General features: G+C 25.7%; 26 protein-coding genes and 1 pseudogene. All 27 read right to left on the bottom strand.

Going from position 1 to position 24,092, the window contains the following annotated elements; translation table 11 throughout:
* Nucleotides 1-681: glycosyltransferase (locus CLPUN_RS10745; RefSeq protein ID WP_143329030.1), on the bottom strand; the 681-nt coding region annotated here is incomplete at its 3' end.
* A 4-nt stretch (nucleotides 682-685) separates the two neighbouring features.
* Nucleotides 686-1,804: a glycosyltransferase family 2 protein gene (locus CLPUN_RS10740; protein WP_198944316.1), complete on the bottom strand. Its 1,119-nt coding sequence runs from the start codon at nucleotides 1,802-1,804 to the stop codon at nucleotides 686-688.
* 15 nt (nucleotides 1,805-1,819) lie between these two features.
* Nucleotides 1,820-2,839 carry a glycosyltransferase gene (locus tag CLPUN_RS10735; RefSeq protein ID WP_077847273.1) on the bottom strand — a complete coding sequence of 340 codons (1,020 nt, stop codon included), beginning with the start codon at nucleotides 2,837-2,839 and terminating at the stop codon, nucleotides 1,820-1,822.
* Between the two features lie 14 nt (nucleotides 2,840-2,853).
* Nucleotides 2,854-3,789, bottom strand: a complete 936-nt coding sequence (locus tag CLPUN_RS10730) for a GDP-L-fucose synthase family protein (RefSeq protein WP_077847272.1) — start codon at nucleotides 3,787-3,789, stop codon at nucleotides 2,854-2,856.
* Between the two features lie 14 nt (nucleotides 3,790-3,803).
* A complete protein-coding gene (locus CLPUN_RS10725) occupies nucleotides 3,804-4,247 on the bottom strand; it encodes a hypothetical protein (RefSeq protein ID WP_158078751.1) in 444 nt (147 codons plus the stop codon).
* Nucleotides 4,244-4,903, bottom strand: coding sequence for a hypothetical protein (locus CLPUN_RS10720; RefSeq protein ID WP_077847270.1), 660 nt, complete (start codon nucleotides 4,901-4,903; stop codon nucleotides 4,244-4,246). Before CLPUN_RS10720 ends, CLPUN_RS10725 begins: the two co-directional genes overlap by 4 nt.
* A gap of 70 nt (nucleotides 4,904-4,973) precedes the next feature.
* Nucleotides 4,974-6,047, bottom strand: coding sequence for a GDP-mannose 4,6-dehydratase (gmd, locus tag CLPUN_RS10715; protein ID WP_077847269.1), 1,074 nt, complete (start codon nucleotides 6,045-6,047; stop codon nucleotides 4,974-4,976).
* Nucleotides 6,048-6,081: 34 nt separating this feature from the next.
* Nucleotides 6,082-6,231: pseudogene (locus CLPUN_RS29615) on the bottom strand (hypothetical protein); the annotation flags it as partial.
* 1,735 nt (nucleotides 6,232-7,966) lie between these two features.
* On the bottom strand, nucleotides 7,967-9,238 hold the full coding sequence (locus CLPUN_RS10705) for a glycosyltransferase (protein ID WP_158078750.1): 1,272 nt from the start codon (nucleotides 9,236-9,238) through the stop codon (nucleotides 7,967-7,969).
* 175 nt (nucleotides 9,239-9,413) lie between these two features.
* Nucleotides 9,414-10,115: a class I SAM-dependent methyltransferase gene (locus tag CLPUN_RS10700; RefSeq protein WP_077847267.1), complete on the bottom strand. Its 702-nt coding sequence runs from the start codon at nucleotides 10,113-10,115 to the stop codon at nucleotides 9,414-9,416.
* A gap of 89 nt (nucleotides 10,116-10,204) precedes the next feature.
* Complete coding sequence (locus CLPUN_RS10695; RefSeq protein ID WP_077847266.1) at nucleotides 10,205-10,420, bottom strand: hypothetical protein; 216 nt, start codon at nucleotides 10,418-10,420, stop codon at nucleotides 10,205-10,207.
* Nucleotides 10,421-11,010: 590 nt separating this feature from the next.
* Nucleotides 11,011-11,577, bottom strand: coding sequence for a class I SAM-dependent methyltransferase (locus tag CLPUN_RS10690; protein ID WP_158078749.1), 567 nt, complete (start codon nucleotides 11,575-11,577; stop codon nucleotides 11,011-11,013).
* Nucleotides 11,578-11,591: 14 nt separating this feature from the next.
* On the bottom strand, nucleotides 11,592-12,029 hold the full coding sequence (locus tag CLPUN_RS10685; protein WP_077847264.1) for a nucleoside-diphosphate sugar epimerase/dehydratase: 438 nt from the start codon (nucleotides 12,027-12,029) through the stop codon (nucleotides 11,592-11,594).
* Between the two features lie 61 nt (nucleotides 12,030-12,090).
* Nucleotides 12,091-13,383: a UDP-glucose dehydrogenase family protein gene (locus CLPUN_RS10680; protein ID WP_077847263.1), complete on the bottom strand. Its 1,293-nt coding sequence runs from the start codon at nucleotides 13,381-13,383 to the stop codon at nucleotides 12,091-12,093.
* 531 nt (nucleotides 13,384-13,914) lie between these two features.
* On the bottom strand, nucleotides 13,915-14,103 hold the full coding sequence (locus CLPUN_RS27635) for a hypothetical protein (protein ID WP_077847262.1): 189 nt from the start codon (nucleotides 14,101-14,103) through the stop codon (nucleotides 13,915-13,917).
* Nucleotides 14,104-14,308: 205 nt separating this feature from the next.
* On the bottom strand, nucleotides 14,309-14,491 hold the full coding sequence (locus tag CLPUN_RS10665) for a hypothetical protein (protein WP_077847260.1): 183 nt from the start codon (nucleotides 14,489-14,491) through the stop codon (nucleotides 14,309-14,311).
* A 2-nt stretch (nucleotides 14,492-14,493) separates the two neighbouring features.
* The gene (locus CLPUN_RS27630) at nucleotides 14,494-14,706 is read right to left on the bottom strand and encodes a hypothetical protein (protein ID WP_077847259.1); all 213 of its coding nucleotides are present in this window, start codon (nucleotides 14,704-14,706) and stop codon (nucleotides 14,494-14,496) included.
* Nucleotides 14,707-14,714: 8 nt separating this feature from the next.
* Nucleotides 14,715-14,840: a hypothetical protein gene (locus CLPUN_RS29175; RefSeq protein WP_278281621.1), complete on the bottom strand. Its 126-nt coding sequence runs from the start codon at nucleotides 14,838-14,840 to the stop codon at nucleotides 14,715-14,717.
* Nucleotides 14,841-14,866: 26 nt separating this feature from the next.
* Nucleotides 14,867-15,994 carry a dTDP-4-amino-4,6-dideoxygalactose transaminase gene (gene rffA / locus CLPUN_RS10655; RefSeq protein ID WP_198944315.1) on the bottom strand — a complete coding sequence of 376 codons (1,128 nt, stop codon included), beginning with the start codon at nucleotides 15,992-15,994 and terminating at the stop codon, nucleotides 14,867-14,869.
* A gap of 5 nt (nucleotides 15,995-15,999) precedes the next feature.
* A complete protein-coding gene (locus CLPUN_RS10650; protein ID WP_077847258.1) occupies nucleotides 16,000-16,920 on the bottom strand; it encodes a formyltransferase family protein in 921 nt (306 codons plus the stop codon).
* Nucleotides 16,921-16,945: 25 nt separating this feature from the next.
* On the bottom strand, nucleotides 16,946-18,421 hold the full coding sequence (locus tag CLPUN_RS10645; protein WP_077847257.1) for a TDP-N-acetylfucosamine:lipid II N-acetylfucosaminyltransferase family protein: 1,476 nt from the start codon (nucleotides 18,419-18,421) through the stop codon (nucleotides 16,946-16,948).
* Between the two features lie 570 nt (nucleotides 18,422-18,991).
* Nucleotides 18,992-19,657, bottom strand: coding sequence for a cytidylyltransferase domain-containing protein (locus tag CLPUN_RS10640; protein ID WP_077847256.1), 666 nt, complete (start codon nucleotides 19,655-19,657; stop codon nucleotides 18,992-18,994).
* Nucleotides 19,658-19,768: 111 nt separating this feature from the next.
* Nucleotides 19,769-20,449 carry an HAD family hydrolase gene (locus CLPUN_RS10635; RefSeq protein ID WP_077847255.1) on the bottom strand — a complete coding sequence of 227 codons (681 nt, stop codon included), beginning with the start codon at nucleotides 20,447-20,449 and terminating at the stop codon, nucleotides 19,769-19,771.
* Between the two features lie 29 nt (nucleotides 20,450-20,478).
* Entirely contained in the window at nucleotides 20,479-21,504 is a 1,026-nt protein-coding gene (locus CLPUN_RS10630) for a lipid II:glycine glycyltransferase FemX (protein WP_077847254.1), read from the bottom strand.
* Between the two features lie 11 nt (nucleotides 21,505-21,515).
* Complete coding sequence (locus CLPUN_RS10625; RefSeq protein ID WP_077847253.1) at nucleotides 21,516-22,022, bottom strand: GNAT family N-acetyltransferase; 507 nt, start codon at nucleotides 22,020-22,022, stop codon at nucleotides 21,516-21,518.
* A gap of 13 nt (nucleotides 22,023-22,035) precedes the next feature.
* A complete protein-coding gene (locus tag CLPUN_RS10620) occupies nucleotides 22,036-23,103 on the bottom strand; it encodes a DegT/DnrJ/EryC1/StrS family aminotransferase (protein ID WP_077847252.1) in 1,068 nt (355 codons plus the stop codon).
* Nucleotides 23,088-24,092 (bottom strand): N-acetylneuraminate synthase, encoded by a 1,005-nt coding sequence (gene neuB, locus CLPUN_RS10615; protein WP_077847251.1) that lies wholly within the window; start codon nucleotides 24,090-24,092, stop codon nucleotides 23,088-23,090. The genes CLPUN_RS10620 and neuB overlap by 16 nt, the downstream gene beginning before the upstream one ends.

Genomic DNA, 24,092 nt, shown 5'->3' with positions numbered 1-24,092 from the left:
TTTATATACAGTTAATTCATCTTTTAAAAAATTTTCTATATTTCTCGATGTATTATTCAAATGTCTTCTTATATTTATAAAAGTTTTATCAATGTGTATAACCTCGCCTTTATTTATAAGTCTTAACCACAAATCCCAATCTTGTGAATAAATTAATTTGTCGTCAAACCCATCTACAACTTTAAGTTTATTAGTATTTATAAGAATACCTGTCATTGACAATATTCTATTTCTTATTATAAAATCTCCTAATATATCATTCCTATCTACAAAACTATAAGCAATAGCATCAGATATAACATTATCATCCATATCAATTTGTACTGCATTTGAATATATAAAAACTGCATCATTTGTATTTTCCAAAGCCTTCTTATATTCTTTTATTAAGTTAACATCTATTAAATCGTCATGATCTAAAAACATAACAAAATCTTCATTAACATATTTTAAAGCATAATTTCTTATACCAGCTGGCCCCAAATTTCTATCTACACATATTAATTCAATATTATCATAATTGTTTACATAAAATTTTACTAAATCTACCGTATTATCTTTACTACAATCATCTATAATTATTATCCTATCAACTTTATCTGTTTGTTTTAAAACCGAATCTATTGTTTTTTGTATAAAAAACTCACTGTTATATGTTGGAATAACAATTGTTATTTTCATATGTTTACTCCTCTTTTAACATCATATCTAAAATCTGCTTATTACAAAGATAATAATCATGTTTTTCTATAAATCCTAACTTATGTAACTCTTTTGTTATATCGAAGTAATTAGAATAACTAAATATAAATATAAATCTATCATCTTTTCCTTTTTCAGTCTCCAATATATCTGGATTATAAATTTTAATGCCATCTTTATCTTTGTTATTTAAATTCTTATTTGAATCTATCAAATAGTCTATATTAAGTGAATAATTTTCTAAACAATCTGTAAAGCATTCCCCTATGCCCCAAGCTATTATTCTTTTTTTACTTAACCAATTAATATCAAAATTATTTCTATAGAACTCTTTTTTTTCAAATAATTCTACACGTTCAATATCTTTTTTTAGTTTTTCACTTATTTTCCCACTTGTCGTAATTCCACCTTGTCTGTATTTTATAAGAATTCTATCAAAAAATCCGATATCAATATTATTTTTAAGTAAATTTAAATATCTTGGGTAATCTTCTAAATGAAAATATTCTTCATTTAAATATCCTCTATTTAATAATTCTCGCTTAAATGGTGTACAAGATCCTGCTATAAAAGATCCTAAGCAAAGTTTCTCATATAATTTATATCCATGTAAATTTTTTATAAAATTAACTTCATTTTCACGTGGTAATATTTTTAACTTTATTTTCATATCTTTGTCGTACAAATATCTATACCCTGTAAAAATTAATTCATTAGTATTTTTAAAATTATTCACTACATCTTGAATAACATTTTCATCATATAATTCATCATCAATACACAGATAAAATATATATTCTCCCTTGCTCATCTTTAAAGCCTTATTATAATTTTTAACCACGCCCAAATTTTTACAGTTTCTATTTATTATTGTATTGACTATATTACCATTGCTATTTTCTCTTATAAAATCTATTACATCTTTTTCATTGAAATATTCACTATTATCATCACTTAAAATTATCTCTATATTTCTACAAGTTTGTTTAATTATTGAGTTTAAGCACTCCTTATAATAACAAAAATTATTGTAACTAAGAATTACTATACTAACTAAATCTTTTGTAACTTTTTCATATGCCTCCATAACTAATCCTTTCATACAAGTAATTTAAAATTATAATAAATTAATTTCTTTTAGTAAATTTATAATATCGTCATTCATTAGAATAAAATTTTTAAACTCAGCAAATCCATTTTCCTCAAGCCATGCTCTAATTTCTTGATAATATACTACCGAATACACTAATATCAATATATTTTCTTTGTTCTCCTTCAATAACTCTTTTCTATGCTTGACTACTTTATCTTTATATATGTTTTTCTTCGGATTAGATTCAATAAAATAGTTAATATCAAATTCTTTTATTTTGGAAGACTTCTCATATTCGCCACCAGTACCCCAGGCAATAATCTTTTTAGAATTAATTTTATTAATATTAATTTTTTTAATATATAAAGACTTTAAATATTCTCTTCCAAAACTATCTATTACTATTTTAGCAAAATCATTTTTTATACTTGCATCTGATTCACTCTCACTTATACCATTTCCTAAATACTTTGCTATTTTAATATTAGTACTTTTTATTGTTAACTTATAGTTCCCAATTATTTTTTTATTCAGTACATTATCTGCATAAATTTTATATTTAGAATCGTAATCTCCAACTATATCAAACACTTTTCTCTTATAAAAAATAGCTTGATGATTAAATAAGAGATAAATTCCATCTTCTCTCTTTTTAGGTGGCATGAAATAAAATTTTCTTCCCACATGATAACTCATCCCACAAATCAAGTCTTCATTATTTATTTCATCTTTTAAATTTTTCAATATATCAAGATATAATGTATCTCCAGCTCCGATAAAATATAAATATTCCCCAGCGGCAACTCTAATTCCTTTGTTCATCGCATCATATACACCCTCATCTTTTTCAGCTATATATTTTACATTAGAATACTTATTGGAATATTCTTTAACAATACCAAGTGTATTGTCTTTTGATAATCCATCCACTACAATACATTCATATAGACGTTTATCTTGCTCTACTATAGAGTCCAATGTCCGTATAATATACTCTTCACAATTATAAGTTGGTAATATTATTGTAAATAACACCTTATCCATTTACTACATTTCCCCTATTTAATACATTTATTATTTTTATACCATTCATACGTACTATTAATTCCTTCTTTTAAACCTACTCTATACTTCCATCCTAAATCTGTTAATTTGCTCACATCACAAATTTTTCTTGGAGTACCATCTTTCATTTTACTATTAAATACAATTTCACCTTCATATTTTACAATATCTTTTATTATAAACGCCAAATCTTTAATCGAAACTTCTTCTCCAGTTCCTATGTTTACATGTTCTTCACCATCATAATTATTCATTAAATATACACATGCATCTGCCATATCATCAACATATAGAAATTCTCTTAATGGTTTTCCAGACCCCCATACTTCTACCTGCTTTTGATTATTAATTTTAGCTTCATGAATTTTGCGAATAATAGCTGGCATTACATGAGAAGTTTTTAAATCAAAATTATCATTAATTCCATATAAATTAGTTGGCATACAACTTATAAAATTATCTCCATATTGTCTCTTAAAAAACTTACACATTTCAAGACCTGCAATTTTAGCCATAGCATAAGCTTCATTTGTTGGTTCTAATTTGCCTGAAAGTAATTCACTCTCTTTAATTGGTTGGTTTGCAAATTTAGGATAAATACATGAACTTCCTAAAAATAAAAGCTTCTTTACATGATTGTTATGAGAAGCTTTTATTACGTTACTTTCCATCATTAAATTCTCATAAATAAAATCTGCTGGATATGTATCATTTGCATATATTCCCCCAACCTTTGCAGCTGCTAAGAAAACATATTCTGGTTTTTCTTTTTCAAAAAAGGAATTAACATCTGTTTGATTTATTAAATCCAATTCATCATGAGTTTTTAAAATCAAATTATTATATCCTTTATTTTGTAAACACCTAACAATAGCAGAACCTACAAGTCCTTTATGTCCTGCTATAAAAATCTTATCTTCCTTTTCCATTTTTTTATAATTCCTCATTTCTGTATGAATTCTTTTTTATTAGTTATTTTCCCACTCCATTTGCTATGTAATCTAATTAATTGATTATAACTCATATTAATGACATCTCTTAACTGTATTTTATTAATTGGTATACCATGTTTATTACTGTCAAACGTAAATGTTTTTACATTAATTTCATTTTGTATCAATTTATATTGATTCTGATCTTCTAAATTATAAAATGGACAAAAATAAAATATTGTTGTTAAATTTTTATGAATAATATCTATTAACTCTAAATATTTTGTTTCTTTTTTAAAAACATAATTACTTATAGAAAACTGCGGCGAAAAAGCTATAACATATTCTGCTTTTAAAATTGATCCTACTAATGTTGCCATGTATCCACCTGCTGATGATCCTATACATATTATCTTATAATTTTTTGTTTCTTCCTTTAAAAATTTTAGTATCATATCAACATTATTATATTCATAATTAATTCCAGTTGTGTACCAACATTGAAATATATCACGCAAAAAATATGTTTCTTAGCTTTATTTATTCTTGTTTTAAACCATTCATAATTATCTCCGATTATTATACTTTTTTTAAACTCATCAATAGTAGACGGATAATATATGCCATTACTAGAAAAATATATAACACATAATTCATTATCACATACTTCGTCACAGTTATATTCTATCTTATAATTTTCTTTTTCTTTATAATACTTATTTACCATATTATTACATTTACCTATAGAATACTCATCTTTAATATTAATCAAACTATAATTAATGTCTCGATAACATTCATAATTAAATTTAACTGTTTCCTTTCCTTCATCAGTTAAAATTTTATCAAATAGGCATATATATTCATTAAGTGAATAGTCGCCAAAAATAGACAAAATATCCTTAGTTATTTCCAATTCTTTTAACTGTAGTCTTATTTCATCATAATACTCACTAGCAATTATAATATAGTCATATATTGACTTGTTAATATGTGATGGAGAAATAATATTGATATTATTAATACTGGTTCCTTGCTTTTTAGTATCATTATCTACGTATGCTATAATTTCAACTACAGTTGCATTAATAAATCTTTGAAATTTAACCATCGCATCACCAGTTCCAAATATGTATACTTTGATGCTTACTTCATATCCTCCACATAAATGTTATTTTATATTATCTAAGTGTTTTATTATTAATATATTGTTCTATTGAAAACCCAGTTATCTCTCTCATATCTGCATCAATCATCATATTTATTAACTGTTTAAAACTTACTTCACGTTTCCATCCTAATATTTGTTCTGCTTTATTACAATCTCCATGTAATAAATCAACTTCTACCGGTCTAAAATATCTAGGATTTATATCTACTAATAATTGTCCTGTTTTTTTATCATATCCTTTTTCTTCTACTCCAGATCCGTTCCACTCAATTTCAATTTCCACTTCTTTAAATGATAATTCAACAAATTCTCTAACCGTATGGGTTTCATTACTTGCTAATACATAGTCATCTGGTCTATCCTGCTGAAGCATTAACCACATTCCTTTTACATAATCTCCTGCATATCCCCAATCTCTCTTTGCATCCAAATTACCAAGAGATAGCTTTTCTTGTTTGCCTGCTATAATAGATGCAACTGCTCTTGTTATTTTTCTTGTAACAAAAGTTTCTCCTCTTCTTGGTGATTCATGATTAAATAATATCCCGTTGCAAGCAAACACATTATATGATTCTCTATAATTAACAGTTATCCAATAAGAATAGAGTTTTGCAACTCCATAAGGACTCTTAGGATAAAATGGAGTCTTTTCATTTTGAGGTGCTGTTTCTGGTAATCCTCCAAAAAGTTCTGACGTAGATGCTTGATAAAACCTGCAATTTAATCCTGAATCTTTTATTGCATCTAGTAATCTTAAAGTTCCAACGCCAGTCGCTTCCGCTGTATATTCAGGAACTTCAAATGATACAGAAACATGACTTTGAGCAGCTAAATTATATATTTCATCCGGCTTTACTTTTTCCAATATTCTGTTTAAATTACTTGAATCTGTTAAATCTCCATAGTGAAGAAATAAATATTTATTTCCTATTTCAGGATCTTCAAAAAGATAGTCTATTCTTGTTGTACTAATCATACTATGTCTTCTTACTATTCCGTGGACTTCATAGCCTTTTTCTAAGAGAGTTTCTGTTAAGTACGATCCATCTTGTCCAGTAATTCCTGTTATTAATGCTTTTTTCATTCCCTCTCACCTCTACTTAATTATCATCTAAAACTTTTACAATTGTAGCTGGATTTCCAGCTACAACTGAATATGGTGGAACATCTTTTGTCACTAAACTTTTGGCTGCTATGATAGCCCCTTCACCAATTGTAACCCCTTTTAATATAGTGACTCCAAAACCTATCCATACTTTATCTTCAATAATAATTGGTTTGCTTGTAACATTACTCCAATCTTTATTCTCATTTATATATCCATACTTTTCATAATCATTAATCATATTTATAACATCATACTTTCTTTCTTCCCATTTAACAGAATGTGAATCATTATCATAAATTGTACAATCCCATGATATAAGGACATCATTACCTATCTTAATTTTATTCACGCATATTAATTTAGTATTATTAGCTATATAACTTCTATTTCCAACTTCAATTAAACCACTATCTTTTTGAAAAACTAGGCTACAAAATAATAAACTATTACTACCAAGAATAAAATGTTTTTCATTGCTTAGTGAATTATAATTCATTTTAAAGTCTTTACTCAGAATTGATTTTTCTCCAATTTCTACATATTGCTCATATACCTTAATAAAATCACGTGTATGATTATGCATATTATACATATTATGTACATAATATACATTGTTTATATCATTACCCTTTAATTGATAATCTATTTCATTATAATAACTACTTGTTATTAACACTATATCATTTTTATTAATTTCTTTTATGCTTATTATTTTTTTGCCACAAAATATTTTTCCATTTTTCTTCATATTGTTGTCAGCAAAATTATTTATCTCTATTCTAAAATCACTTAAAATTTTATCAACCAGTTTTCCATATTCAGAAGCACCAAATAAAATTATTTTAGATTTTTTATCTCTAACTTCACAAATTTCCAAAAATTTTTCTAAACTACATTTCTCCATTTTAACCTCCATTTTGCCGCTACCGCTGACGACACAAATAGCAATGAAAAATGGTGTTGCGGTTTCCACCACTTGGCAATAACAAAACTGATGAGAAGATATTCTACAAATCACAGCTGGGTGAGTCATAGATTGTTCCTCAATTTAAAACAATATATTTCTCTTAATCATTACTAGAGTTAACAAACAATCTTCAATTACTATTATCTCCGAAATTATCACTGATACGTCTCACTGTTCCACCTTCAAACGTTTATGTTGTTGGCAGGACTAATGCCAGGCAATAATGAATCTACTGGTGAGAAGAAATCGTCCGTACAATGCGTGCCAGTGCCTAATTCAAATCTACATTAGTACAAATTGTCCATGCAGCCGTGAAATCAGATAAATCGCCTTACTACAAAATAAAATACGAACGCATTTATAAATGCATGGGTTAAAAAACACCTACTTTATAGTCATCGCAATGATGATTTTCAACGCTATTTGCCACATACTTACCATTGGTGAAGAATTCAATTTATGTGGCCTATATAAGATATACCACACGAACTGCAAGATAAGAAGCTATAAAACTTCTTATTACTCAAGGCTTAATAAAATATTTGCACACAAGAGTCTAATGGATGATTTGGGGGTCTCCAAAGTCCTTAATTAATATTGACTTTTTTACCATAACTCAAGTACATTTCCCAAAGTTTAGGTGTATTTTTCACGCTATTATTCTAATTTTATCAAATTATCATAATTACTTTTTATATTTACAAAAAATGTTTAAACTTAATTTTTTCATATATATGTTGCAATTAGATTTCTACATATAAATTATTTGCAGCTGATTACCATTACAAGGTTTTAGATGTAGATTTATTATTGCAACATATATATATAAATTGCATCTAAATTTCTACATTCAAATATCACTTGGCTACTTTTATATTATGATACTAAATTGTAAAATCATTACTGCAACTTATATATGAAATATCCTTTAATAATCTTCATTCATACATTCTTCTATTGAAATAACTTTAGTTGATGTATCTTCCGATTTGATTTTTTTAGTAATGTCATCATATTCTTCAAGTAATGAGATAACTAAAATTTCATCTTTATTTTTCTTTAGATAATTCTCTAAAGAAATGCATGAAATGTTATCAGTATATTTCTTTTCTTCTTCTTCCACTATCCAATGAACATTTAACAGATTTTCTTTTTTTAATTGCTTATATAAATTTTGTCCTATTATTCCATATCCATATATTGAAACAGTATCTATATTATATTTTTTTATGAGTAACTCACTTACGCATTTATTAGAAATCAAGCTTGATATCCATTTATTCGTAAAATTATATCTTTTTTGATAAGTATTGATCATTTTTTCCTTTTGTTCTATTAGTTTTTCACCATAGATTGGACTAAAAAATATTCTCATATTATTTATTAAATCTTCATTAATCTCTAAATTATGATTTAACTTCCACTCAAATTTTTCGTTTAAACTAATGTCATATCTATTAGTCTTTCCACAATGAACTCCTGAATTATCAAATCCTATATTATTAACTAATGATATTGTTGGTAAAATAGAATATTGTTGCAATTTATATTGATTGTATGTCCATCTTATGTACCAAGAATCCAATTTTCCATCTACCTGCTGTCTTAACATTGATGATAAATCATCTCCACCTTGGTTAAAATTATCTATCATTCTTCTATTGTTTTTAAAAATACTATAGTCTTTTACTTCCCAATCAACTTTTTCCCATCGGTTTTTCCATGTTCCCCATCCCCAACACATAGCTCGAATAGATAAATATACGCTTTCATTGTAAGTTTTCGGTATTTTAATTGGTATATTATATCCACCAACTGAATATATTTTATCATCATATTCATAATATTCTAACGCTTCATTCATGAATGTTAGAAATTGAAAAGATGTAACTATGTCATCTTCCAATACAATAACCTTTTCATGTTTATTAATTATTTGACTTACTCCACTTATTATTGAATTTGCTAATCCTTTATTTTTCTTCGACTTAAATATTCGATATTCCTTAAATCCCGATATGTTTTCTATAATTCGTTCTACTTGTCTGATATTTTCTTTGTCGTGTTCTTTTTTAGGTCCATCTAGAAAAATATATATAATACTATCTTTAGCTAACTCATTATTTTTTAGAGCTTCTATTGTCTTCTTCGTATGTTCTGGTCTATTATAACAAAATAATATTATAGGTGCTAAATCCAATTGAATCATCTCCTCAAAATTTAATAATTATAATTCTCTTATATAATTATTGCCTCTATTTTTTATAACACTCTACAACAATAGACATTGCTCTATCTGGATATTTCACTCTTTCGTCATTATCTGGAGTTCTTTGCACATATCCTTTAGTATAATCAATTTCTTTAGTTATAGATTAACCTAATTCATCATAATAATGTAAAAATTCATATTCTGTAAATAAACTTTCTTCTAATATTTGCTTAACAATTTCATACGTTGGAAACCATACATGTCCACCATTAATTACTTTTCCATCTATAAAATCTCCACCACCATATTGATCAAATATTATCTTTCCCTCTGAATCTTTTTCACTTCTGTTGTATAAAATATCGCATCTATAGTCAGATATAGAAATTCTCAAAAAACCTTTTTCAGGTTTTAATATTCTATAAATATCATTTATTACTTTAACAACTTTTTCTCTTTCTATGTGTTCGAAAACGTCTTCTGCTTGATAACTATCAACAATATTATCATTAATTGGATGTTCTTCTGTAATATCAAACTTTATATGTCTATAATCTTCGTATGTAATTGATAATCCAATATATTTAGAATATTCCTTTCTATTTTTCTGAATATCCCCTGCATATAAATTAATGCTATCTAATTTTAATATGTCGTTAAAAGTAATAGCTTTATTAATTGACTTCATATTTTTAAATCTAATTGTATTATTTAAGAAAGCCTTATAATATCTGTCATATTTGATTATTTCTTTAACATTATCAATTAAAATATCTTTCTTTACAATATCACGTCTTGAACCACTATTTATTGGATAATAAAAATCACCTTGTGTATTCATAAATTCTTCAATCTTTTGATTCATTTTTATGCTATCTAAAATACGCTGTTCCGCACTACATCTTATAATAATCTCTTAGTCATAATTTTTTATACACTCAATAAATCTAATACTTAGATTTTCTTCATTTGAATACTGTATTTCAATTTTAGAATTATATTCTTCCAACTTCTCATTTTTTTACAATTATATGTATTAATTACAATTGCTCTAATATTTTCAATTCCATTAATATTATCTATTGTTTGCTTAATTACTTCTTTATCATATATTTTATTAAAACAGTTACTGTATCTATTATCTGCTTGTATTACTGCCAAAATACTCAACTTCATCCCCCCATTTTTAATTAAATAACTTCAACCTTCATAAATTACAAGTTGATTTATTAGTTCAACATATCTTTATAAATTATAGTCTTTTATTATTTTCCATTCAGTGAAAATAAATGTTATATCAACCTTAATAATTGCTTCATCAATATCTTTAACATAATAAATCTTCTATCCATAATTTTTTTAAATTCTCTAAGTTCAGAGAATTTAAGTAAAAATATTTGCTCAATCTTGTAATAATTGATTTATACTTACTATTATATGGCGTTTCTCTTAAATCACCAGTATTAAGTTTAAATGTAACTCCACTAAATTCAACTTTAATTTCTTAAAAAAATACAGATCTTTTTAACTTGTCTACACAATATAATAACTTATAAACTTTAATTTGCTTTCTTTTTTATATTCTTTAGTAAAAGTTTTCAATATTACATTACTTACATTCATCATTATAAATAAAAATTTTTTCCATTTTCAAACATCACTAATAGTCGCTTATATAATTCGACAAGTATTGATTTTTTTAATTGCTTTCAATTCTGATAATAATCTTTTTATTATTTATACTTTTAAAACCATAAAAATCATTTGTTAATATTAGGTCTTATTGATGTATCATATGTGTATAGTTCCTCTCTTTCTTCACTATAACCTAATTTTTTTAATGGAAAATCTTTTTGATATTTTTTAGGAATATAAATTCCACATATATTGTTATTAGTAACAAAAACATTATCAAATTCCTGTTTTAAAACATTTTTCACAGCTAAAATAACATCTTCATTAAATACAGCACCTTGCCTTTTAAAATCATGCCCAATTACAAATGAATCTTCATTTTTATTCTCAAAAATATTCTTTGTATCATGATATACACCATAATATGAATGGTCTCCATCAATAAAATATACATCTATTTTTTCATCAATACTACTAAAATCAAAAGTTTTTGAATCACAATAATAATGTCTAATATTTTTAGATGTAGCTAACCTTTCAGAGTAATCTGGAATATTAGCGTCCTTGCACCAATTTTTCATTGAATAAGGAGCATCAATAGGTGCAGTAATACTATAACAAACATCGCAAATATCTGAAATAACATTTATGCTCTCACCAATATATGTTCCTATTTCTAAATAATTTTTCAAATTAAATTTTTGAATCAAAGCTTTTTAAAAGCGTAATCTAAGACGCCAGATCCACCAGGTATAAAAGTTAATGTTTTTAATTTTATTTCTTCAAAGTTCTTCAAAAATTCTCCCAAGTTAATAGTTTTATTCTCATTTAAATCATTCCAAGAATTACCTTCTGTATGTGGGATTGCACAAAAAGAATCTTGAAATTTCAATATATTTTTTATTCCCATCTTTGATAAATCATAAAAAATTTCTTCAAAATAACTACTACCAATTATAATATTTACATCTTTATACTCTGATAAAACTTTTGGTGAACATATCTTTTTATCCAAAAGCACAGTACCTTGTTTTTCAGTATCACTATCTACAAAAAATAAAATATTATACTGATTCTGTAAGGATAAATACACTTTCATTCCATAATTTGATGCACCATAAATAATTAATTTTTCTTTATTCATTAAAAACACCTTTCTTCCCATATAAATATATTATCTTTGATATAACTTTTAATAATTATATTTATTTACGTCCTATTGAATAATATTGTATTTCTAAATCTTTAGCTTCTTGTATTGAATAGCAATTACGACCATCATATATTATTGGTTCTTTCATTAATTCTTTATATTTTGACAGAGGATATTCTTTAATCTCATTCCATTCTGTAAAAATAAAAACAATATCTGCATTATCAATAGTATCATCTATATTGTCTTTATAACTGACCCTATCTTCATATATATTCTCTAAATTTTCTAATGCTACAGGGTCATAAACATATATATTAGCGTTATCTTGCAATAATCTGTTTATATTTACAAGCGAAGGCGCTTCTCTTAAATCATCAGTATAAGGTTTAAATGTAACTCCAAGAATCCCAACTTTAATTCCTTTAAAAGAACTAATTTTCTTTTTCGCTTCTCTATATAACTTTAATTTCTGATTTTCATTAACCTCAATTGCAGCTTTAATTGTCTTTAATTCATAACCCCAATCATTTGCCAACCAATGTAGTGCTTTTGTATCTTTGGGAAAACATGATCCACCATAACCAATTCCAGCATTTAAAAATTTATCACCAATTCGTTTGTCATGAGACATACCTTTTGTAACTTCTTCTATATCAGCTCCAACAATTTCACATAAATTCGCAATTTCATTTATAAATGAAAGCTTTAATGCTAAAAAATCATTTGATGCATATTTTATCATTTCTGCACTTTTTCTATTTGTAATGATCATCGGACTTTTAAAATCTTTATACACTTCAATTAAAATATTTTTTGCGTTTTCTGATTCAGCACCGATTACAATTCTACTTGCATTTAATGTATCATTAATAGCTGATCCTTGTGATAAAAACTCGGGATTAGAAGCTACCTCTATTTTATATGAACTTCTATTATTTTCATTTATGTATTCTTCAATTTTTTCATTTGTTCCTATTGGCACTGTCGATTTTATTACAATTAATGCATCATTGTTAATATTATCTATAATTTCTCTTACCGCTTCATATACATAATCTAAACAGGCCGAACCATCTTCAAGTTCTGGAGTTCCAACGCCTATAAATAAAACCATTCTATCTTTACAGCCTTCTTTATATTCACTAGTAAAATGTAGTTTATTTCCTACATTTTTTAACAAAAGCGCTTCTAATCCTGGTTCATAAATAGTACATATTCCATCTTTTAATTTATTAATTTTGTCTTTATCTTTATCTATACAAATTACTTCATGTCCTATATCCGCAAAGCAAATGCCTGTGACAAGTCCAACATAACCTGTTCCTATTATTCCCATTTTCATATATTCCACTCCATAATAGAGTATTAACTCCACATAATTTTTTATATAATTTTCTTACTAATCTAAAATTTATGTAATCTAAAGATATGGCATAACAAATCCTAATAGAAAATAATATTATTTTCTATAATCCTATCATTCATATCTTCTTTTAAAATAGAGAGACTTCTTTCGATAAACTCTCTTTAAATAATTCTTTATAACTTTGTATATTATCACTTTTAAATATTTCAGAAACTTTGCTATCTGATCTGATTCATAATAACCACATCAGCCTGATTCATTAATTCATAAAATTTAGTATTCTTTCTAGAATTTTTTTCATCTCCATAGCTTATATTTTATATTAGTTGCGTTAAGTTTATATTTTGAGTCTTTTCTACTATCTTTGTTTCATTATATAAATTTACTATATTATAAAAATTCTTCTATGTAGCCTCGTTCATTTAAACTTCTATTATGACTGTTTATGTACTCTTACATAAACAGATATTTGAATTTCCCTATTACAAAGCGCTTTGAAATAATTTACTATTCTACGTAAAAAAATCTAGTCTTTGGAAAAATATCTTTTCTATTTTTAACAAAATTTGCGTAGAATAAGTCTGTGATATGTGCTGTAACTTTTTTATTTTCAATTGTATATTTATTAATACTTTTTATAATAGATCTTTTTGTTGTATAATTTATTGTATATACTACTCTTGATGGTCTACTCATAGTTTTTTAATACATGCTAGCTATTCTTTTATAAAAAAATGGTAACTAAGGTAAATTATAATGTGGTTCATATGTTCCTATATAATCTGGACATTGTATAAAAATAGCGCCATCATCTTTTGTTACTCTTAGCATTTCAGAAATGCATTTTCCACAATCTTGAACATGTTCAAGTGTATAATATGAAACTACTGCATCAAAATAATCATCTTTGTAGTAATTGTTCTCCTACACCTTTATAAAATTTCTCTTTCCATTCTACTGGAAACCCTGGTTCATTGATTTTCATATCTATAAAGTCACGCTTCCACTGTTCTGGGTCAATTCCATAAACATCATATCCATTTAATAATCGATAAAATACTGAAGTTCCACATCCACAAGCCATAACTAAGACTTTTTTGCTTCAGGCTTATATGCCTCAATTAAATGAAATCCCCCTTGGGGTAAATAGTGATTCATCCAGTTTTGCGCTACACTATCTAAAGTATATTTGTCTATTTTCATTTCACTTAACTGTTTTATTATTTCTTTATAATACATGCTTGTAATAATTATAGTGCTATCTTTAATTTTTTTGAGCTTATTGGGAGATATCACCATAACATCATTTATTTTATCTCCCCATTTTTTTCATCATTATCAGTAAAATAAATTATATTATATTTATTACTTAACATATTATATACGTTTATTCCTAATTTAGATGCACCAAATAATATAATATTGGTTTTCATTCTTTCCCTCCTTAATTTATAATAACTTATAAAATTTTATGAATACTATTTATTACGTAAATTTGTTCTTCCTTTGTTAAATCTACATACATAGGTAATCTCAATAATCTTCCGCTTAAGTTTTCTGTCTTAGGCAAATCACCTATTTTATATCCTAATTTTTTACCCATTGGCGAAACATGAAGAGGTATATAATGAAATACAGAATTTATTTCTTTTTCTTTTAGATTATCCATTAGATAATTTCTTTCTTCATTTGAATTTAAAAGTATATAAAACATATGATAGTTACTTTCACATTCTTCTGGAATAAAAGGTAATCTTAATTTGCCTTTTTGCTGTAAGTTTTTTAATCCTTCATAATAAGTTTCATAAATATTTTTTCTTTTTTGTTGAATTTCATTAAGTTTTTCAAACTGTGCCCACAATACAGCGGCTAATATATCTGAAGGAAGATAGCTTGATCCCATGTCTACCCACGTATATTTGTCTACCTCTCCTCTAAAAAACTGACTTCTATTAGTTCCTTTTTCTCTTATTATTTCAGCCCTTTTTATTAAATTCTCATTCCTATTTATACTTATAGCTCCGCCTTCTCCTGATGAATAATTCTTAGTTTCATGAAAACTATAACATCCCATATCACCTATAGTTCCTAGGTATTTACCTTTATATTTTGCATTTACTCCTTGAGCTGCATCTTCTACTACTTTTAAATTATATTCTTTAGCTAAATTCATAATATAATCCATATCACAAGAGACACCTGCATAATGAACTGGAAATATAGCTTTAGTTTTTTTAGTTATTTTTCTTTCTATATCTTTCGGATCTATATTTAAAGTATTTTCACTTATGTCAGCAAACACAGGCTTTGCACCTCTAAGAACTACTGCATTAGCTGTGGATACAAAAGTATATGATGGCATTATAACCTCATCATCTTGCTTTAAATCTAACAAAATAGCTGCCATATCCAGTGCTGAACTGCAAGAAGTGGTCATTAAAGATTTCTTTACATCAAAAGTTTTTTCTATAAATGAATCTACTTTTTTTGTATAATGCCCATCACCCGATATATGATTTTTATTTACTGCATCTTTTATATATATATATTCTTTATCTGTTATATACGCTTTATTAAATGGTATCATTATCTTTACCACCTTCTTCCTAATCTTATTCTTAATTTATTAAAAATAAAATCATTTCCATTTTCATCTGTAATATCAGTTAATTTCAATACTCCTTCACCACAAACAATCAATGGCATACCATTGTCTATTTTCCATATTTTGCCTGAATTTCGTATAGCAAAATTTAAGTCATCTACTGGTTCAGCTTTCCATATATATATTCTTTCATTTTCAAAGTATGTAAAAGCTCCAGTATATGGTATATTTACAGCTCGTATCAAATTGTATATTTTTTCAGAAGAGTCGTTCCAATCAATTTCACAATCCTCAGGATTTCTCCATATGCTATATGTAGCGTTATTACTATTTTGTTTATATGTTATTATGTTATCATTTTCTAATTTAGTTATAAGTTCCAACATTGCTTCACAATATAATTCACTTTGCTTTTTTATAACATCTTTTATGTATATTTTCTCATCAACACAAAATTTTTTTTGTATTATAATGTCTCCACAATCTGCTTCTTTCTCAGCGTATATTACGCTCATTCCAATCTCTTTTTCTCCACATATTAATGCAGTTGGAGTTGGAGCAAATCCTCTATATTGAGGCAATAAGGAATCGTGAAAAACTATTAATTTATGCTTTAAATATTTATTTATAGATAAAGGAATGAAAAATTTCCATCCTATTGCAACAGCTTCACTTATATCCTCATTAATAAGTAAACACTCCAGATTGCTCTTTACATCATTCCAATCGTAAAACAAAATCTCATTATTTTGACACCTGTCTTTAATCTCATTGTAATAATTTTCCTTCACATTCACTTCATTAAATCCAATAACTATTTTCACTAAATCTTTATCAAAGCTTAGTAAACTTTTTAATACACACTCCCCTTTTTCAGTAGCAATAAAAAGCATTAATTTACTTCGCAAACAACCCCACCTCTAACCTTTAAAATTAATATATTTCTTTGTGGATTCTTAAAATACTTTCTTTTCCAAAGTTCTCTAAAATACTTTTTTCATTTTTATCTAAATTTAGCATAAGTATCTTATTAATATTTTTTATTTCCTTAATATCAAATAATTTTACACCTAAGCCCGTTAGCATTTCATTTGTAGTTATATTATCTTTTATAAATAATTTTTTTTGTAAATATGCTAATGCTAATATATTGCCAACGCCTTGTTGCCTATTGTGATTCATAATTCCTATATCTACAAATTTTAATAAATTAAAATATTCTTCCGGCTGCAAAAAATCTTCTAATGGAATAAATTTCTCTCCTAAAATTTCTTTGCCTGCTTTAATAATTTCATTAATATAAGTTTCATCTCCATAAGATAATGGGCATATAACACAAAAACTTTCTAATTTTAAATACTTTAACTCATATAAAATATCTAAATGATTATTTTCTGGTGTTCCTGAATTTCCAAGTAAAATTATATATTTATATTTACTCTTCAAATTGTAAAATTGATTATTTTTAATCTCTATATAATTTATTTTATCTAGCTTTTCGAAATTTACTGGATTAGGATAAATAAAGTTTTTAAATTCCGCATTAGTATTAAAATGTTTTTTTAATACTCTATAATCACCTTCAATAGCTAACACATTTTTTAATTTGCTTATGCACTTTTTCCTATATTCATTGTTTCCAAAGCTTTTAAAATAACTAGATTTTTTGCACTTTTGCTGAATAAACTCTTTGGTTTTTTCATCATACAATTCACTATCTATATACCCATACAGATCTCCACCCCATAAAATCCAATTAATTTCTGTATATCTATCTATATTATAATCGCATATAAACTCGCATATATAGTCTGTTAAATAGTGTATAAAAACTTTACTAGATTCTTTAATATAATAGCATAATCTTAGCTCTGTATATTTTCCTATATTAATAACTTCTGTATTTTCATAACCATTTATATTATCTACAAATTTTATTGGTTCATAAGTTAGAATTATAAATTTATGCTCTCTAGGATTAAAGTTCTCATTTGTAAACTCTATAAATCTCCTACAATAGAAATTATCTATCATTATATGTAGATTGTATTTATCGTTATTATCATCATATATTTTATCAATAACATTCTGTATAAAATTAGCATCACTATACATTTGTTTTATTCCATTTGATTCATAACTAAATATCTCTATATCACTTATTTGCATATCTATTAATTGTTTCATAATTTCCTTATGATATATACTTGTTATTATAATCATGGTATTTTCAAATTCTTCATTTTTTAAAGATTCTGGAGAAATTACTCTTAATCCACAAAAATTTTTTCCCCATTTATGACCATCATTATCACAAAAATAACTAATATTATATCTATCTTTAAATAATGCATAAGCCGCTTCTCCCATTTTAGAAGCTCCAAACATAACTACCTTCTTTTTTTTCATAAATTTTCTCCTTCCTTATTTTACATAACTGGAATTAATTACAATAAAATCAAATGATTGATCGTACAATATTTCACTTAATCTATCAATAATTATTTGTTAGCCAAATAATATCACTATATTATTAGTTCCATCAATATAAGATCCTATTCCTAAAGTTATATTTTCTTTTTCACCTTTGATTCGGTATCTTTCCACAGTTTGATATGTTCTAATATCAATTGAAATAACATATATCCCATCATCTTTTTCTAAAATAGACGCTACATTCCATAAATAATTGTCATATTCTAAATATTGTTGTGTCTTTTCTAGATTTAGTTTTTCTACAAAAGCTCTGCTTTCTTAATTGATTTAAATTTCTATCTTTAATATTATAATAATATTTTATTTCTCCTATTATTATCGTAATATGTTTTAATTTCTTAACTAAAAATCCATTGGATTAATATGTATAAAAAAACTTCTTTGTGACAATATATTGTTATATCAATTCAACCATTGCCAAAAAGAAGTTTAATTTTTGATTAAAAATTTTACATATAGAAAATTATCTACCTAATTAAGTATTTAGTGTTCTTCAATCTTTAATAGTTCTTCAACCCTTTTAAAGTCCTCTTCAGTATCTACACTTATATTTATATCTCTATTTTCAAAATAATTATCTTCTCCCTTAACATACCCAACCTTAAATTCATCTTGATGATTGTAAATATAATAAGTTACATGCTCTCTAAAAGGCTGATACTCTTGTTTTTCAATATTTTCTTTAGAGCAAACCTTATTATATACTTTATCTAAAGCCTCTTTTGAAAATACTTCTACATCATATCCTCTTTGAAACGTATCCGGAACATCTAATCTTACATAGTCATAATCATATATTAAGTACTTTGTTATAACATTATCAACTATTATAGGATTGATTAAAGGACAATCTCCAGTAACTCTAATTATTACATCTCCATTATATTTATCACTTGAAAGTTTATATCTCTGAAGTACATTATCCTCATCTCCTCTAAATACATTAAAATTAATACTTTCAACATATTTTACTAAAGGGTCATTTATTTCTAATGTTGATGTAGCTAAAACTATTTCATCTATGTATTTGCTCTTTTCAAGTGACTTTAATGTGTAACTAATCATAGGCTCACCATTTATTTTCTTCATAACCTTACCTGACAATCTTTCTGAACCCATTCTAGCTTGAACTATACATAAGACTTTCATAAATATTCACCTCTTATATTTTTATATTTATCCAAAAAAGTAAAATAAATTTTGCTAATTAACTTCTTTATTAATTTGATTAGTCGAATTTTCTCATTTAAGTTTTCAATATTAATTGTTTATTGACTTTAATACCTCTTTTAATTCCAAAAGATTTAATATATTAAAGTCTGCCTCGTATTCCTTTTCCAAAAATATTGTAATATGATCTCCTTGTTCTCTTATAATTCTGACGGTTTTCATTCCAAGCTCTCTAGCGCCAATAAAATCTTTATTAGGATTATCACCAATATATACGCATTCATCTTTACTTACCCCAAAATATTTCATCATATCTAAATATGATTTCCCATGTGGTTTCCAAAACTCTTTTCCTAAATCATCTGTTACAATAATTTTATCTACTAATTTTTCTATATTTAAAGCATCAATTTTATTCCATTGAACCTTTGAACATCCATCTGTAATTATTCCAAGTTTATAATCGTGCTCTCTTGCCCATTTTAAAATTTCTTTACTATCATCATAAAGATTTAATTTAGGTTTTGAATTTCTATATAAATCAACTAAATCATTTATATCTTCAGCAAAGTTGTTTTCTTCACATACTATATTAAATATTTTTCCTCTACCTAATGTATTAAGGATTTCTTCCATTCTAATATAAAATTTTTCTTCATTTTTCCTATACTTATTTCCCAGGTAATATGCCACTTTTTTTAAAGCTCCAAGTACATATTCTTTTTCATAATATAATGTATCATCTAAATCAAATATTAGTGCTTTTATCATATCTTCACCTTCTAAGTAATTTTTAATTATTAAGATTTGTATTGCAATAAAATAGTGGCCTTTTTTTCATTTTCTTTTTCCCACTCATTTATTAAATACTCATAAATTTCATTATTATGTATTCTTTTACCTATATAAAAATCTGTTGTATTTTTTGAAAAACTGCTCTTAAATTTAAAAAGCTTATCGTCTATACAATCACTTAATCCCCCTCCAAAATGAAACATTTTCGCCCCACTGCTACAAGCTAATTTAATAGCTTCCCATAGTAACAAATTATTTGGAGCGAATTTAAGATATTCTTTTAAACTTCCAGCTAAATGATAATGAAAAAATTTTCCATACTTAATAAATATAGCTGACGCTATAACCATATCATTTTGCTTAACATTTAATAAAATATAATTATCACTGTTTTTGATTTGCTTGTAATAATTCTCATTGAAGTAGTAATAATCATTGGCTTCGACCTTATCCATAGTTTTAGAATATATACTTTGGAACTCTTCATAATCATCACTATTTTCTACTACTAAACCATTTTTTTCTGCTTTTCTTATCATATTTCTATTTTTACTTTTTATATCTTCTTTCCAAATTGCCTGTATACCTTTAGTTAAATCTAAATATACAGTTGTACGATTATGTAAAACCTTAATATTTTTCTTAAATATATTTTCATTTTTTATTAAAGGATGAAATCTTATAAATTCGGCAATTATATTGTTTGCACTACAATATTCTAAAAAACTATTTTCAAAGTTCATCAAAAATTTTTCATCGTAATTATTAGTTAGCGGACCGCCATAACCATAAGCAGATTCAATATCATAATATTTTTTATCTAATCTATATCCTTTTATTTCATTTAACATAAAAGGATATATTGCAATATCATTTTCTTCTTTATATACAAATAATTCTGCTTTTCCATCACCATTTTGTTCATACATATTATAATAATTTTTCGAAAAATATATGTCTTCATTATCTTTATTCATTATTTCTAAATATTCATTCCATTTTGGAGAACTAGTATATAATAAATCTTGCATATTAGTATAAATTACCTTTCTATTTTATAAATATACTTTCGCATACACTCATTTTTATTTGTGCTTTCTATAAAAACATTTTTTGTTTCATCGGTTCCTAAATATCCATTTTTTAATACATTTTTAATAGAACCAATATTATTTTCTAATATCCAACCATCCACTTCATCAATAAATTTCAAATTTTCTTTAGTATATTGTATTGCTAAACAAATAATTCTAGTCCCTAATCCATTCCCTTTAAATTTACTATGAACTCCATGTCCTGTTTCAATTATATTTTTTAACTCTCCCACTATATCTAAATATAAATATCCTACAATTTCATCATTTATTTTATTCTTGGCTAAAAACATAATTCTATCTTTACGTTGCAATTGTTCAATAAACCACTTTTCAAGATTTTGTTTTTCTGGCTTAGTTTTATGTCCTGTCCAATAAATATTTTCTTCATCACATTTCAAAAAATAAAAACTTTCAAAATCATTCAGATTACATTGACTTAAATAAATCTCCATATTTAGACCCTCCTTATATATCATCAATATTTTCAATAATATTTGCTATTCTTTCCATATCATTAAGGTCATATCTTTGATCAATGGGAATAGTGATAATTCGTGTTGATACAAATTTACTATCGGCATATTTATTACACCAATCTTCGTGTAAAATATTCCAATGAACAGGGCAATATATACTAACTTCTCTTAATTTTCTTCTAATTTCATCTCTATTTTTTATTAGAATAGGTAATCCTAATATGGTGTTATCATTAATTCTATTTTTGCTATACATAATTTGTATTTTCTTATTTTCTATTAATAGATTATGTAAATAAGAATAATTTTCTTTTCTTTTCTTATGAATGAATTCATAAGCTACTTTTGAAAGCATTTTTTTAGATTCATAATCCATACCTATTATTTTTTCTCTTTTATAATACTCTACTTCAGCTTCTTCATATAAATTTAAAAATTCTTCTTCACTTCCAATATTAAAGTTTTGAAAAAGTGTTTTCTTAGCTCTTGCTAAATTAACTTTTTCATAATAATTATCTTCTTCAAAGTCAATTTTTTTCGTTTTATTGCATAATACAATTGAACCATCTATAGGTAGAAATTTTCTGTAACTATTAAAAACATAATCACCAATAAACTTTTTTCTATTAAACCACAACATTTGTACTGCATCTTCAATTATTATAATATCTCGATTTTTCAATTGTAGTAAATACTCTATAGTATCTTCATTATGATAAAATCCAAAATAGTTAATAAAAAATACCGCTTTTATATTAAATTTATTCATTTTGGATTTAACATCATCTAAATCTATGGATAAATCTTTATTTATTTTATAAAATTCATATTTAATATTTAATTTTTTGAAGCTATATAAAATGGTTGGGCATAAATAAGACGGCATCAATATATATTCACCATCTCTTATTCCAATATCTTTAAGTATAAATCGAATAGCACTCTGCCCACTATTTAAAAATACTGCCTCTGTACTTTTAAACTTATTTAATTTATCATCAAATAAGTTTATATCAAACCATTGCTCTCCACCTATTGGCTTTAAATATCTTTCCATTCTATGACCTCATCTTTTGCTAAGTCCCTTTTAAGTTCTCTTCCAATTAAAACATAAGATAACTCTGGCTTTATGCCATATCCTGGTCTCTTATATGAAAGCATATCTTTTTCAATTATAGTTCCTTTTTTTAAATCACAAGTAGTTACTATACTTCTTCTTACATCTTTCATTATAGCCAATTCTCTTTCAGTTGGCTTCTTTATACCATCACCCAAAAGTTTTTCAGTATTTCTTATAAGCTGAACATATTTCTTAAAATCTTCTTTTGACATAGATGCTTTATGATCTGGTCCTTCCATATTTCTATCTAGAGTAATATGTTTCTCTACAAATTCAGCACCAAGAGCTACTGCTGCTATAGCTGCTTCAGATCCTGCTGTATGATCCGACAATCCAACTTTTACTTTAAATGCATCCCTCATTGTAACCATAGATTTTAAATTCACATCCTCTAATTCTGTTGGATAATCTGTAGTACAATGCATAAGTTTCACATCATTATTACCAGTAGAATATATAACTTCAATTGCCTTTTCTACTTCGCCTAAAGTACTCATACCAGTCGATATTATTATAGGTTTAAGCGTTTTTCCTATCTGTCTTAGAAATTCGTAATTTGTGACTTCCGTAGAACCAATTTTAATTAAAGGTACATCTATACTAACTAAATAATTTAAACTTTGCTCGCCATCCGGGGTAGATATAAAAATAATTCCTTTTTCATTGCAATAAGTTTGAATTTCTTTAAAATCTTCAAAAGGCAATTCAAGTTTTTTTATCATTTCAAGTTGACTCTCTATTATATGATCATTTTCTTTTTGATACTGCGCTTTTTCAGCAAATGTTCCAGTACTCTCTTCTGCTTTAAACGTTTGAAACTTTATAGCATCCGCTCCACATTCCACTGCCATATCTACAAGTTTCTTTGCTATTTCGATGTCTCCATTATGGTTAACTCCCGCTTCTCCAATTATAAATACTGCCAT

Source organism: Clostridium puniceum, from assembly GCF_002006345.1.
Lineage (GTDB): Bacteria > Bacillota > Clostridia > Clostridiales > Clostridiaceae > Clostridium > Clostridium puniceum.
The sequence above is the reverse complement of the archived record's forward strand: the minus strand, read 5'-3'. Positions and strand labels throughout refer to the sequence as shown.

Bases quoted from the DNA above. Each gene is read 5' to 3' on its own strand.
- CLPUN_RS10740 (WP_198944316.1), bottom strand. From the start codon at position 1,804: ATGAAAGGATTAGTTATGGAGGCATATGAAAAAGTTACAAAAGATTTA.
- CLPUN_RS10735 (WP_077847273.1), bottom strand. From the start codon at position 2,839: ATGGATAAGGTGTTATTTACAATAATATTACCAACTTATAATTGTGAA.
- CLPUN_RS10730 (WP_077847272.1), bottom strand. From the start codon at position 3,789: ATGGAAAAGGAAGATAAGATTTTTATAGCAGGACATAAAGGACTTGTA.
- CLPUN_RS10725 (WP_158078751.1), bottom strand. From the start codon at position 4,247: ATGATACTAAAATTTTTAAAGGAAGAAACAAAAAATTATAAGATAATA.
- CLPUN_RS10720 (WP_077847270.1), bottom strand. From the start codon at position 4,903: ATGGTTAAATTTCAAAGATTTATTAATGCAACTGTAGTTGAAATTATA.
- gmd (WP_077847269.1), bottom strand. From the start codon at position 6,047: ATGAAAAAAGCATTAATAACAGGAATTACTGGACAAGATGGATCGTAC.
- CLPUN_RS10700 (WP_077847267.1), bottom strand. From the start codon at position 10,115: ATGAATCAAAAGATTGAAGAATTTATGAATACACAAGGTGATTTTTAT.
- CLPUN_RS10685 (WP_077847264.1), bottom strand. From the start codon at position 12,029: ATGAATAAAGAAAAATTAATTATTTATGGTGCATCAAATTATGGAATG.
- CLPUN_RS10680 (WP_077847263.1), bottom strand. From the start codon at position 13,383: ATGAAAATGGGAATAATAGGAACAGGTTATGTTGGACTTGTCACAGGC.
- CLPUN_RS27635 (WP_077847262.1), bottom strand. From the start codon at position 14,103: ATGAGTAGACCATCAAGAGTAGTATATACAATAAATTATACAACAAAA.
- CLPUN_RS10665 (WP_077847260.1), bottom strand. From the start codon at position 14,491: ATGGCTTGTGGATGTGGAACTTCAGTATTTTATCGATTATTAAATGGA.
- CLPUN_RS27630 (WP_077847259.1), bottom strand. From the start codon at position 14,706: ATGGTGATATCTCCCAATAAGCTCAAAAAAATTAAAGATAGCACTATA.
- CLPUN_RS29175 (WP_278281621.1), bottom strand. From the start codon at position 14,840: ATGAAAACCAATATTATATTATTTGGTGCATCTAAATTAGGAATAAAC.
- rffA (WP_198944315.1), bottom strand. From the start codon at position 15,994: ATGATACCATTTAATAAAGCGTATATAACAGATAAAGAATATATATAT.
- CLPUN_RS10645 (WP_077847257.1), bottom strand. From the start codon at position 18,421: ATGAAAAAAAAGAAGGTAGTTATGTTTGGAGCTTCTAAAATGGGAGAA.
- CLPUN_RS10640 (WP_077847256.1), bottom strand. From the start codon at position 19,657: ATGAAAGTCTTATGTATAGTTCAAGCTAGAATGGGTTCAGAAAGATTG.
- CLPUN_RS10635 (WP_077847255.1), bottom strand. From the start codon at position 20,449: ATGATAAAAGCACTAATATTTGATTTAGATGATACATTATATTATGAA.
- CLPUN_RS10630 (WP_077847254.1), bottom strand. From the start codon at position 21,504: ATGCAAGATTTATTATATACTAGTTCTCCAAAATGGAATGAATATTTA.
- CLPUN_RS10625 (WP_077847253.1), bottom strand. From the start codon at position 22,022: ATGGAGATTTATTTAAGTCAATGTAATCTGAATGATTTTGAAAGTTTT.
- CLPUN_RS10620 (WP_077847252.1), bottom strand. From the start codon at position 23,103: ATGGAAAGATATTTAAAGCCAATAGGTGGAGAGCAATGGTTTGATATA.
- neuB (WP_077847251.1), bottom strand. From the start codon at position 24,092: ATGGCAGTATTTATAATTGGAGAAGCGGGAGTTAACCATAATGGAGAC.